The sequence below is a fragment of the Shewanella youngdeokensis genome, from assembly GCF_033180165.1.
Taxonomy (GTDB): Bacteria; Pseudomonadota; Gammaproteobacteria; order Enterobacterales; family Shewanellaceae; genus Shewanella; species Shewanella youngdeokensis.
The window spans coordinates 3,952,176-3,965,546 of the sequence record NZ_CP136522.1 but is presented as its reverse complement, the minus strand read 5'-3'; the positions used below and the strand labels follow the sequence as shown (position 1 = coordinate 3,965,546).

Sequence of the window (13,371 nt, the reverse complement as noted above, 5' to 3'; positions counted from 1 at the left end):
GAGGTGAGCGACAAAATATCCTGCCAAGTTGCAGTGATATCGTTCTTTAAAAATTTGGAAAGCTGATAGTGTTAACGTGAAAGGGACAGCGATTACGATTATTCGTATTGTTGTTTATAGCGTTAATGCGAAATTAAAAAATTGAGTTCTAAACACTTAAACATTAAGTGTCTTGGCTTATTGCTTAACGGCAATGAGTTAAAAATTCTAATTTTGGCGAAAGTAGAAACCATTAGTTACGATACGACTGTTTTGAGCTTACCCGCTTGAAACAACGAGTATTTCTCATAGAGACTTATTTGGGTTGTATGGTTAAGTGACTAAGCGTATATGGTGGATGCCTTGGCAGTCAGAGGCGATGAAGGACGTAGTAACTTGCGAAAAGCGTTGGCGAGCTAGTAACAAGCATTTGAGCTAACGATGTCCGAATGGGGAAACCCACATGCATAAGCATGTATCACAACATGAATACATAGTGTTGTGAGGCAAACCCGGGGAACTGAAACATCTAAGTACCCGGAGGAAAAGAAATCAACCGAGATTCCCCTAGTAGCGGCGAGCGAACGGGGATTAGCCCTTAAGCGTAGAGGGTGTTAGTGGAATGTGTTGGAAAGCACAGCGGCACAGGGTGATAGCCCCGTACATGAAAACTAACTTTACGTGAAAACGAGTAGGACGGGACACGTGACATCTTGTCTGAATATGGGGGGACCATCCTCCAAGGCTAAATACTCCTGACTGACCGATAGTGAACCAGTACCGTGAGGGAAAGGCGAAAAGAACCCCTGTGAGGGGAGTGAAATAGAACCTGAAACCGTATACGTACAAGCAGTGGGAGCGGTTCTTGAGACCGTGACTGCGTACCTTTTGTATAATGGGTCAGCGACTTACATTTTGTAGCGAGGTTAAGCGAATAGCGGAGCCGTAGGGAAACCGAGTGTTAACTGCGCGTTTAGTTGCAAGGTGTAGACCCGAAACCCGGTGATCTAGCCATGGGCAGGTTGAAGGTTGAGTAACATCAACTGGAGGACCGAACCGACTTATGTTGAAAAATGAGCGGATGACTTGTGGCTGGGGGTGAAAGGCCAATCAAACCGGGAGATATCTGGTTCTCCTCGAAAGCTATTTAGGTAGCGCCTCGAGCGAATACCATTGGGGGTAGAGCACTGTTAAGGCTAGGGGGTCATCCCGACTTACCAACCCTTTGCAAACTCCGAATACCAATGAGTACTACTCGGGAGACACACGGCGGGTGCTAACGTCCGTCGTGAAAAGGGAAACAACCCAGACCATCAGCTAAGGTCCCAAAGTTATTGCTAAGTGGGAAACGATGTGGGAAGGCTTAGACAGCTAGGATGTTGGCTTAGAAGCAGCCATCATTTAAAGAAAGCGTAATAGCTCACTAGTCGAGTCGGCCTGCGCGGAAGATTTAACGGGGCTAAGCAATACACCGAAGCTATGGGTTTGCTAGTTTACTAGCAAGCGGTAGAGGAGCGTTCTGTAAGCCGTTGAAGGTGAAGGGGTAACCCACACTGGAGGTATCAGAAGTGCGAATGCTGACATGAGTAACGATAAAGGGAGTGAAAAACTCCCTCGCCGAAAGACCAAGGGTTCCTGTCCAATGTTAATCAGGGCAGGGTGAGTCGACCCCTAAGGTGAGGCCGAAAGGCGTAATCGATGGGAAACAGGTTAATATTCCTGTACTTCTGCTAACTGCGATGGAGAGACGGAGAAGGCTAGGCTAGCGCGGCGTTGGTTGTCCGCGTTTAAGGTTGTAGGCTGTAAACTTAGGCAAATCCGGGTTTACTTAAGGCTGAGAGCTGATGACGAGTCACTAAGGTGATGAAGTAGTTGATGCCATGCTTCCAGGAAAATCTTCTAAGCTTCAGGTTAGTAGGAATCGTACCCCAAACCGACACAGGTGGTTGGGTAGAGAATACCAAGGCGCTTGAGAGAACTCGGCTGAAGGAACTAGGCAAAATGGTACCGTAACTTCGGGAGAAGGTACGCTGCCGACGGTGATGGAACTTGCTTCCTAAGCTGTTGGCAGTCGCAGATACCAGGTGGCTGCAACTGTTTATCAAAAACACAGTACTGTGCAAACTCGCAAGAGGAAGTATACGGTATGACGCCTGCCCGGTGCCGGAAGGTTAATTGATTGGGTTATCTTCGGAGAAGCTCATGATCGAAGCCCCGGTAAACGGCGGCCGTAACTATAACGGTCCTAAGGTAGCGAAATTCCTTGTCGGGTAAGTTCCGACCTGCACGAATGGCGTAATGATGGCCACGCTGTCTCCAGCCGAGACTCAGTGAAGTTGAAATTGCGGTGAAGATGCCGTATACCCGCGGCTAGACGGAAAGACCCCGTGCACCTTTACTATAGCTTGGCACTGAACATTGAACCTACATGTGTAGGATAGGTGGGAGACTTTGAAGCAACGTCGCTAGATGTTGTGGAGTCGTCCTTGAAATACCACCCTTGTAGTTTTGATGTTCTAACCGCGGCCCCTGAATCGGGGTTCGGGACAGTGCCTGGTGGGTAGTTTGACTGGGGCGGTCTCCTCCCAAAGAGTAACGGAGGAGCACGAAGGTTGGCTAAGTACGGTCGGACATCGTACGGTTAGTGCAATGGCATAAGCCAGCTTAACTGCGAGACATACACGTCGAGCAGGTACGAAAGTAGGTCATAGTGATCCGGTGGTTCTGAATGGAAGGGCCATCGCTCAACGGATAAAAGGTACGCCGGGGATAACAGGCTGATACCGCCCAAGAGTTCATATCGACGGCGGTGTTTGGCACCTCGATGTCGGCTCATCACATCCTGGGGCTGAAGTCGGTCCCAAGGGTATGGCTGTTCGCCATTTAAAGTGGTACGCGAGCTGGGTTCAGAACGTCGTGAGACAGTTCGGTCCCTATCTGCCGTGGGCGTTGGATGATTGAAGGAAGCTGCTCCTAGTACGAGAGGACCGGAGTGGACGAACCGCTGGTGTTCGGGTTGTTATGCCAATAGCATTGCCCGGTAGCTACGTTCGGAATCGATAACCGCTGAAAGCATCTAAGCGGGAAGCGAGTCCTAAGATGAGTCATCCCTAGGAATTTAATTCCTCTAAAGAGCCGTTCGAGACTAGGACGTTGATAGGCAGGGTGTGTAAGCGTTGTGAGGCGTTGAGCTAACCTGTACTAATGACTCGTGAGGCTTAACCATACAACCCTGATGGGTTTTGTATGAGACTGATGTTTTTACAGTATCAGAATTAGAAGCACTTAATGTTGTGTGACTCAATAATAGATTTCAGTTTACTTGCGTAAGCGAGTAACAGCTTTTCAAATTTCCCAAATTTGTCTGGAGACCATAGAGCTGTGGTACCACCTGATCCCATTCCGAACTCAGAAGTGAAACGCAGTATCGCCGATGGTAGTGTGGGGTTTCCCCATGTGAGAGTAGGTCATTTCCAGGCGCCTAATAAGTGAAGAGCCCGCTACGCTGTAGCGGGCTTTTTTACGTCTGCGATTTATGGATTTGAACCATTTTTAAGCCGTTCAGGTTTATCAGTATCATCGATAAAGGTTAAACAAGAGGTCATCATCTAATCTCGCTCGCTTCCATATTAAAATGATTAAGATTCAGTTGCACCGATGTTGGCGGCTTGCAGTAACGCCAAAACCATCATCTTATTTAACCCTCAATAAAAGTGTAAAAACTACAACGTCCGCTACATTGTTTGTTGATATAGGCAGCTCTTAAAATTATCGTTACCAATACCAATACCAATACCAATACCAATACCAATACCAATACCAATACCAATACCAATACCAATACCAATACCAATACCAATACCAATACCAATACCCTTGCAACATCATTTCGGTTCTATCCATCAATGCCTCAACCTGGCCTTGTTAAGCAGAATTCTTAATCTTGAGGGGAAAGCGAGTAAGTTTTTCTGGTCATTGAAGAGTTTTGAGATATATACCACCTCGCCGAAACAAGCCTCGAAGCGCATCAACATCAATATAGACATGTTGTCAGCATCGCTTTAGACATATTTATCAGAGTCATGCCAGTCCATACCACTCATTCATGCGGGGACATTAACTCCAGAACTCGAGGTTTTAGCATAATTAATTCCATTAGAATTTGTGAAAGTGACTGCTAGGTGGTTGCGGTGAAGAGGTCATGACTAGCACCGCTAAAGGGGATGGATTTATCGGATAAAAATAAAGCGTAAATTAATCCGTTATAGGGCGTGCAAGTTGCTCATTATGGGCTAAGATTTATATCCCACCGAGTGATGCACTGACAGGCTTATTGAATGTATGTGGATAACTCTGGGGGTAAGTGGTGCGTAGGGTGTGTTGTAACTGTGCCTTTTAAAAAAGGTTGTTTTAATTGATAAAAGCGCTTGCGCTTGCTCAGGAACTCCCTATAATGCGCATCCACTGACACGGCACAGCAGGCCAACTAACTTATCGCAAGGTAAGGTAGCACGGGACTTGCAGCAGTGTTAGAGGGTTAAATCTTCTCGAAGAATGAACCCAGGTGACAAGCGCTTAAAGGGCTTCTAGTTTTGGTTTTGATTAAGAAATCATCGCTTGAAAAACTTCTTAAAATAAGCACTTGACGCCGACACTGGAGAGTGTAGAATACGCCTCCTCAAGCCAACGACCTAGCGTCTTCGGCGAGACTTGAAAGATTAGTCTCACGCTCTTTAACAATATGACAAGCAAATCTGTGTGGGCACTCACAGGTGTTGAGTTATTCGAAATTGCTTCTTAGGAAGCAATCAAAAATATTTCTCAATGAACCACTGAGTGACCATAGCAATATGTAAACTTCGAAAGTCTTCGGGCTTTTGAAAAACAGTATAATTCATTGAGCCGCTTTGCTCTTAACCGAGTAAAGCAAAAAACTTTAATTGAAGAGTTTGATCATGGCTCAGATTGAACGCTGGCGGCAGGCCTAACACATGCAAGTCGAGCGGTAACACAAGGGAGCTTGCTCCTGAGGTGACGAGCGGCGGACGGGTGAGTAATGCCTAGGTATCTGCCCAGTCGAGGGGGATAACAGTTGGAAACGACTGCTAATACCGCATACGCCCTACGGGGGAAAGGAGGGGACCTTCGGGCCTTCCGCGATTGGATGAACCTAGGTGGGATTAGCTAGTTGGTAAGGTAATGGCTTACCAAGGCGACGATCCCTAGCTGGTCTGAGAGGATGATCAGCCACACTGGAACTGAGACACGGTCCAGACTCCTACGGGAGGCAGCAGTGGGGAATATTGCACAATGGGCGAAAGCCTGATGCAGCCATGCCGCGTGTATGAAGAAGGCCTTCGGGTTGTAAAGTACTTTCAGCGAGGAGGAAAGCTCAAGTGTTAATAGCACTTGGGTGTGACGTTACTCGCAGAAGAAGCACCGGCTAACTTCGTGCCAGCAGCCGCGGTAATACGAGGGGTGCAAGCGTTAATCGGAATTACTGGGCGTAAAGCGTACGCAGGCGGTTTGTTAAGCGAGATGTGAAAGCCCTGGGCTCAACCTAGGAACTGCATTTCGAACTGGCAAACTAGAGTCTTGTAGAGGGGGGTAGAATTTCAGGTGTAGCGGTGAAATGCGTAGAGATCTGAAGGAATACCGGTGGCGAAGGCGGCCCCCTGGACAAAGACTGACGCTCATGTACGAAAGCGTGGGGAGCAAACAGGATTAGATACCCTGGTAGTCCACGCCGTAAACGATGTCTACTCGGAATTTGGTGTCTTGAACACTGGGTTCTCAAGCTAACGCATTAAGTAGACCGCCTGGGGAGTACGGCCGCAAGGTTAAAACTCAAATGAATTGACGGGGGCCCGCACAAGCGGTGGAGCATGTGGTTTAATTCGATGCAACGCGAAGAACCTTACCTACTCTTGACATCCAGAGAATTCGCTAGAGATAGCTTAGTGCCTTCGGGAACTCTGAGACAGGTGCTGCATGGCTGTCGTCAGCTCGTGTTGTGAAATGTTGGGTTAAGTCCCGCAACGAGCGCAACCCTTATCCTTATTTGCCAGCACGTAATGGTGGGAACTTTAGGGAGACTGCCGGTGATAAACCGGAGGAAGGTGGGGACGACGTCAAGTCATCATGGCCCTTACGAGTAGGGCTACACACGTGCTACAATGGTCGGTACAGAGGGTTGCGAAGCCGCGAGGTGGAGCTAATCTCATAAAGCCGGTCGTAGTCCGGATCGGAGTCTGCAACTCGACTCCGTGAAGTCGGAATCGCTAGTAATCGTGGATCAGAATGCCACGGTGAATACGTTCCCGGGCCTTGTACACACCGCCCGTCACACCATGGGAGTGGGCTGCACCAGAAGTAGATAGCTTAACCTTCGGGAGGGCGTTTACCACGGTGTGGTTCATGACTGGGGTGAAGTCGTAACAAGGTAGCCCTAGGGGAACCTGGGGCTGGATCACCTCCTTACCTATACGACTAACTCGCATCTGAAGTATGCAAATACGTTTGAGTGTTCACACAGATTGCTTGTTCTCCTCTTTATAGAGGTGAGCGACAAAATATCCTGCCAAGTTGCAGTGATATCGTTCTTTAAAAATTTGGAAAGCTGATAGTGTTAACGTGAAAGGGACAGCGATTACGATTATTCGTGTTGTTGTTTATAGCGTTAATGCGAAATTAAAAAATTGAGTTCTAAACACTTAAACATTAAGTGTCTTGGCTTATTGCTTAACGGCAATGAGTTAAAAATTCTAATTTTGGCGAAAGTAGAAACCATTAGTTACGATACGACTGTTTTGAGCTTACCCGCTTAAAACAACGAGTATTTCTCATAGAGACTTATTTGGGTTGTATGGTTAAGTGACTAAGCGTATATGGTGGATGCCTTGGCAGTCAGAGGCGATGAAGGACGTAGTAACTTGCGAAAAGCGTTGGCGAGCTAGTAACAAGCATTTGAGCTAACGATGTCCGAATGGGGAAACCCACATGCATAAGCATGTATCACAACATGAATACATAGTGTTGTGAGGCAAACCCGGGGAACTGAAACATCTAAGTACCCGGAGGAAAAGAAATCAACCGAGATTCCCCTAGTAGCGGCGAGCGAACGGGGATTAGCCCTTAAGCGTAGAGGGTGTTAGTGGAATGTGTTGGAAAGCACAGCGGCACAGGGTGATAGCCCCGTACATGAAAACTAACTTTACGTGAAAACGAGTAGGACGGGACACGTGACATCTTGTCTGAATATGGGGGGACCATCCTCCAAGGCTAAATACTCCTGACTGACCGATAGTGAACCAGTACCGTGAGGGAAAGGCGAAAAGAACCCCTGTGAGGGGAGTGAAATAGAACCTGAAACCGTATACGTACAAGCAGTGGGAGCGGTTCTTGAGACCGTGACTGCGTACCTTTTGTATAATGGGTCAGCGACTTACATTTTGTAGCGAGGTTAAGCGAATAGCGGAGCCGTAGGGAAACCGAGTGTTAACTGCGCGTTTAGTTGCAAGGTGTAGACCCGAAACCCGGTGATCTAGCCATGGGCAGGTTGAAGGTTGAGTAACATCAACTGGAGGACCGAACCGACTTATGTTGAAAAATGAGCGGATGACTTGTGGCTGGGGGTGAAAGGCCAATCAAACCGGGAGATATCTGGTTCTCCTCGAAAGCTATTTAGGTAGCGCCTCGAGCGAATACCATTGGGGGTAGAGCACTGTTAAGGCTAGGGGGTCATCCCGACTTACCAACCCTTTGCAAACTCCGAATACCAATGAGTACTACTCGGGAGACACACGGCGGGTGCTAACGTCCGTCGTGAAAAGGGAAACAACCCAGACCATCAGCTAAGGTCCCAAAGTTATTGCTAAGTGGGAAACGATGTGGGAAGGCTTAGACAGCTAGGATGTTGGCTTAGAAGCAGCCATCATTTAAAGAAAGCGTAATAGCTCACTAGTCGAGTCGGCCTGCGCGGAAGATTTAACGGGGCTAAGCAATACACCGAAGCTATGGGTTTGCTAGTTTACTAGCAAGCGGTAGAGGAGCGTTCTGTAAGCCGTTGAAGGTGAAGGGGTAACCCACACTGGAGGTATCAGAAGTGCGAATGCTGACATGAGTAACGATAAAGGGAGTGAAAAACTCCCTCGCCGAAAGACCAAGGGTTCCTGTCCAATGTTAATCAGGGCAGGGTGAGTCGACCCCTAAGGTGAGGCCGAAAGGCGTAATCGATGGGAAACAGGTTAATATTCCTGTACTTCTGCTAACTGCGATGGAGAGACGGAGAAGGCTAGGCTAGCGCGGCGTTGGTTGTCCGCGTTTAAGGTTGTAGGCTGTAAACTTAGGCAAATCCGGGTTTACTTAAGGCTGAGAGCTGATGACGAGTCACTAAGGTGATGAAGTAGTTGATGCCATGCTTCCAGGAAAATCTTCTAAGCTTCAGGTTAGTAGGAATCGTACCCCAAACCGACACAGGTGGTTGGGTAGAGAATACCAAGGCGCTTGAGAGAACTCGGCTGAAGGAACTAGGCAAAATGGTACCGTAACTTCGGGAGAAGGTACGCTGCCGACGGTGATGGAACTTGCTTCCTAAGCTGTTGGCAGTCGCAGATACCAGGTGGCTGCAACTGTTTATCAAAAACACAGTACTGTGCAAACTCGCAAGAGGAAGTATACGGTATGACGCCTGCCCGGTGCCGGAAGGTTAATTGATTGGGTTATCTTCGGAGAAGCTCATGATCGAAGCCCCGGTAAACGGCGGCCGTAACTATAACGGTCCTAAGGTAGCGAAATTCCTTGTCGGGTAAGTTCCGACCTGCACGAATGGCGTAATGATGGCCACGCTGTCTCCAGCCGAGACTCAGTGAAGTTGAAATTGCGGTGAAGATGCCGTATACCCGCGGCTAGACGGAAAGACCCCGTGCACCTTTACTATAGCTTGGCACTGAACATTGAACCTACATGTGTAGGATAGGTGGGAGACTTTGAAGCAACGTCGCTAGATGTTGTGGAGTCGTCCTTGAAATACCACCCTTGTAGTTTTGATGTTCTAACCGCGGCCCCTGAATCGGGGTTCGGGACAGTGCCTGGTGGGTAGTTTGACTGGGGCGGTCTCCTCCCAAAGAGTAACGGAGGAGCACGAAGGTTGGCTAAGTACGGTCGGACATCGTACGGTTAGTGCAATGGCATAAGCCAGCTTAACTGCGAGACATACACGTCGAGCAGGTACGAAAGTAGGTCATAGTGATCCGGTGGTTCTGAATGGAAGGGCCATCGCTCAACGGATAAAAGGTACGCCGGGGATAACAGGCTGATACCGCCCAAGAGTTCATATCGACGGCGGTGTTTGGCACCTCGATGTCGGCTCATCACATCCTGGGGCTGAAGTCGGTCCCAAGGGTATGGCTGTTCGCCATTTAAAGTGGTACGCGAGCTGGGTTCAGAACGTCGTGAGACAGTTCGGTCCCTATCTGCCGTGGGCGTTGGATGATTGAAGGAAGCTGCTCCTAGTACGAGAGGACCGGAGTGGACGAACCGCTGGTGTTCGGGTTGTTATGCCAATAGCATTGCCCGGTAGCTACGTTCGGAATCGATAACCGCTGAAAGCATCTAAGCGGGAAGCGAGTCCTAAGATGAGTCATCCCTAGGAATTTAATTCCTCTAAAGAGCCGTTCGAGACTAGGACGTTGATAGGCAGGGTGTGTAAGCGTTGTGAGGCGTTGAGCTAACCTGTACTAATGACTCGTGAGGCTTAACCATACAACCCTGATGGGTTTTGTATGAGACTGATGTTTTTACAGTATCAGAATTAGAAGCACTTAATGTTGTGTGACTCAATAATAGATTTCAGTTTACTTGCGTAAGCGAGTAACAGCTTTTCAAATTTCCCAAATTTGTCTGGAGACCATAGAGCTGTGGTACCACCTGATCCCATTCCGAACTCAGAAGTGAAACGCAGTATCGCCGATGGTAGTGTGGGGTTTCCCCATGTGAGAGTAGGTCATTTCCAGGCGCCTAATAAGTGAAGAGCCCGCTACGCTGTAGCGGGCTTTTTTACGTCTGCGATTTATGGATTTGAACCATTTTTAAGCCGTTCAGGTTTATCAGTATCATCGATAAAGGTTAAACAAGAGGTCATCATCTAATCTCGCTCGCTTCCATATTAAAATGATTAAGATTCAGTTGCACCGATGTTGGCGGCTTGCAGTAACGCCAAAACCATCATCTTATTTAACCCTCAATAAAAGTGTAAAAACTACAACGTCCGCTACATTGTTTGTTGATATAGGCAGCTCTTAAAATTATCGTTACCAATACCAATACCAATACCAATACCAATACCAATACCAATACCAATACCAATACCAATACCAATACCAATACCAATACCAATACCAATACCAATACCCTTGCAACATCATTTCGGTTCTATCCATCAATGCCTCAACCTGGCCTTGTTAAGCAGAATTCTTAATCTTGAGGGGAAAGCGAGTAAGTTTTTCTGGTCATTGAAGAGTTTTGAGATATATACCACCTCGCCGAAACAAGCCTCGAAGCGCATCAACATCAATATAGACATGTTGTCAGCATCGCTTTAGACATATTTATCAGAGTCATGCCAGTCCATACCACTCATTCATGCGGGGACATTAACTCCAGAACTCGAGGTTTTAGCATAATTAATTCCATTAGAATTTGTGAAAGTGACTGCTAGGTGGTTGCGGTGAAGAGGTCATGACTAGCACCGCTAAAGGGGATGGATTTATCGGATAAAAATAAAGCGTAAATTAATCCGTTATAGGGCGTGCAAGTTGCTCATTATGGGCTAAGATTTATATCCCACCGAGTGATGCACTGACAGGCTTATTGAATGTATGTGGATAACTCTGGGGGTAAGTGGTGCGTAGGGTGTGTTGTAACTGTGCCTTTTAAAAAAGGTTGTTTTAATTGATAAAAGCGCTTGCGCTTGCTCAGGAACTCCCTATAATGCGCATCCACTGACACGGCACAGCAGGCCAACTAACTTATCGCAAGGTAAGGTAGCACGGGACTTGCAGCAGTGTTAGAGGGTTAAATCTTCTCGAAGAATGAACCCAGGTGACAAGCGCTTAAAGGGCTTCTAGTTTTGGTTTTGATTAAGAAATCATCGCTTGAAAAACTTCTTAAAATAAGCACTTGACGCCGACACTGGAGAGTGTAGAATACGCCTCCTCAAGCCAACGACCTAGCGTCTTCGGCGAGACTTGAAAGATTAGTCTCACGCTCTTTAACAATATGACAAGCAAATCTGTGTGGGCACTCACAGGTGTTGAGTTATTCGAAATTGCTTCTTAGGAAGCAATCAAAAATATTTCTCAATGAACCACTGAGTGACCATAGCAATATGTAAACTTCGAAAGTCTTCGGGCTTTTGAAAAACAGTATAATTCATTGAGCCGCTTTGCTCTTAACCGAGTAAAGCAAAAAACTTTAATTGAAGAGTTTGATCATGGCTCAGATTGAACGCTGGCGGCAGGCCTAACACATGCAAGTCGAGCGGTAACACAAGGGAGCTTGCTCCTGAGGTGACGAGCGGCGGACGGGTGAGTAATGCCTAGGTATCTGCCCAGTCGAGGGGGATAACAGTTGGAAACGACTGCTAATACCGCATACGCCCTACGGGGGAAAGGAGGGGACCTTCGGGCCTTCCGCGATTGGATGAACCTAGGTGGGATTAGCTAGTTGGTAAGGTAATGGCTTACCAAGGCGACGATCCCTAGCTGGTCTGAGAGGATGATCAGCCACACTGGAACTGAGACACGGTCCAGACTCCTACGGGAGGCAGCAGTGGGGAATATTGCACAATGGGCGAAAGCCTGATGCAGCCATGCCGCGTGTATGAAGAAGGCCTTCGGGTTGTAAAGTACTTTCAGCGAGGAGGAAAGCTCAAGTGTTAATAGCACTTGGGTGTGACGTTACTCGCAGAAGAAGCACCGGCTAACTTCGTGCCAGCAGCCGCGGTAATACGAGGGGTGCAAGCGTTAATCGGAATTACTGGGCGTAAAGCGTACGCAGGCGGTTTGTTAAGCGAGATGTGAAAGCCCTGGGCTCAACCTAGGAACTGCATTTCGAACTGGCAAACTAGAGTCTTGTAGAGGGGGGTAGAATTTCAGGTGTAGCGGTGAAATGCGTAGAGATCTGAAGGAATACCGGTGGCGAAGGCGGCCCCCTGGACAAAGACTGACGCTCATGTACGAAAGCGTGGGGAGCAAACAGGATTAGATACCCTGGTAGTCCACGCCGTAAACGATGTCTACTCGGAATTTGGTGTCTTGAACACTGGGTTCTCAAGCTAACGCATTAAGTAGACCGCCTGGGGAGTACGGCCGCAAGGTTAAAACTCAAATGAATTGACGGGGGCCCGCACAAGCGGTGGAGCATGTGGTTTAATTCGATGCAACGCGAAGAACCTTACCTACTCTTGACATCCAGAGAATTCGCTAGAGATAGCTTAGTGCCTTCGGGAACTCTGAGACAGGTGCTGCATGGCTGTCGTCAGCTCGTGTTGTGAAATGTTGGGTTAAGTCCCGCAACGAGCGCAACCCTTATCCTTATTTGCCAGCACGTAATGGTGGGAACTTTAGGGAGACTGCCGGTGATAAACCGGAGGAAGGTGGGGACGACGTCAAGTCATCATGGCCCTTACGAGTAGGGCTACACACGTGCTACAATGGTCGGTACAGAGGGTTGCGAAGCCGCGAGGTGGAGCTAATCTCATAAAGCCGGTCGTAGTCCGGATCGGAGTCTGCAACTCGACTCCGTGAAGTCGGAATCGCTAGTAATCGTGGATCAGAATGCCACGGTGAATACGTTCCCGGGCCTTGTACACACCGCCCGTCACACCATGGGAGTGGGCTGCACCAGAAGTAGATAGCTTAACCTTCGGGAGGGCGTTTACCACGGTGTGGTTCATGACTGGGGTGAAGTCGTAACAAGGTAGCCCTAGGGGAACCTGGGGCTGGATCACCTCCTTACCTATACGACTAACTCGCATCTGAAGTATGCAAATACGTTTGAGTGTTCACACAGATTGCTTGTTCTCCTCTTTATAGAGGTGAGCGACAAAATATCCTGCCAAGTTGCAGTGATATCGTTCTTTAAAAATTTGGAAAGCTGATAGTGTTAACGTGAAAGGGACAGCGATTACGATTATTCGTGTTGTTGTTTATAGCGTTAATGCGAAATTAAAAAATTGAGTTCTAAACACTTAAACATTAAGTGTCTTGGCTTATTGCTTAACGGCAATGAGTTAAAAATTCTAATTTTGGCGAAAGTAGAAACCATTAGTTACGATACGACTGTTTTGAGCTTACCCGCTTAAAACAACGAGTATTTCTCATAGAGACTTAT

At 47.7% G+C, this 13,371-nt stretch carries 2 protein-coding genes and 6 rRNA genes; 6 read left to right on the top strand and 2 right to left on the bottom strand.

All coding sequences use genetic code 11. The features are described 5' to 3' along the window. Positions 1–310: 310 nt before the first annotated feature. Together RGE70_RS16945 and rrf (RGE70_RS16940) are read left to right on the top strand one after the other, a co-directional pair. Positions 311–3,205, top strand: a 23S ribosomal RNA gene (locus RGE70_RS16945). 137 nt (positions 3,206–3,342) lie between these two features. Then, a 5S ribosomal RNA gene (gene rrf, locus RGE70_RS16940) occupies positions 3,343–3,458 on the top strand. Between the two features lie 295 nt (positions 3,459–3,753). Here the strand turns inward: rrf (RGE70_RS16940) and RGE70_RS16935 are convergent. After that, on the bottom strand, positions 3,754–3,882 hold the full coding sequence (locus tag RGE70_RS16935; RefSeq protein ID WP_310472605.1) for a hypothetical protein: 129 nt from the start codon (positions 3,880–3,882) through the stop codon (positions 3,754–3,756). A gap of 1,034 nt (positions 3,883–4,916) precedes the next feature. Between RGE70_RS16935 and RGE70_RS16930 the strand changes: the two genes are divergently transcribed. The 3 genes from RGE70_RS16930 (at position 4,917) to rrf (RGE70_RS16920) (ending at position 9,994) form a co-directional block, all read left to right on the top strand. Continuing rightward, positions 4,917–6,459: ribosomal RNA gene (locus tag RGE70_RS16930) — 16S ribosomal RNA — on the top strand. A gap of 387 nt (positions 6,460–6,846) precedes the next feature. Further along, positions 6,847–9,741 (top strand): 23S ribosomal RNA (locus tag RGE70_RS16925). A 137-nt stretch (positions 9,742–9,878) separates the two neighbouring features. Next, positions 9,879–9,994 (top strand): 5S ribosomal RNA (gene rrf / locus RGE70_RS16920). Positions 9,995–10,289: 295 nt separating this feature from the next. Here rrf (RGE70_RS16920) and RGE70_RS16915 read toward each other — a convergent pair. Beyond that, positions 10,290–10,418 carry a hypothetical protein gene (locus RGE70_RS16915; protein WP_310472605.1) on the bottom strand — a complete coding sequence of 43 codons (129 nt, stop codon included), beginning with the start codon at positions 10,416–10,418 and terminating at the stop codon, positions 10,290–10,292. Between the two features lie 1,034 nt (positions 10,419–11,452). Between RGE70_RS16915 and RGE70_RS16910 the strand changes: the two genes are divergently transcribed. Continuing rightward, positions 11,453–12,995, top strand: a 16S ribosomal RNA gene (locus RGE70_RS16910). The 16S, 23S and 5S rRNA genes sit together here, the layout of an rRNA operon. The last annotated feature ends 376 nt before the right edge of the window (positions 12,996–13,371 follow it).

Coding starts and splice junctions, on each gene's coding strand:
- RGE70_RS16935 (WP_310472605.1), bottom strand. CDS start 3,882: ATGGATAGAACCGAAATGATGTTGCAAGGGTATTGGTATTGGTATTGG.
- RGE70_RS16915 (WP_310472605.1), bottom strand. CDS start 10,418: ATGGATAGAACCGAAATGATGTTGCAAGGGTATTGGTATTGGTATTGG.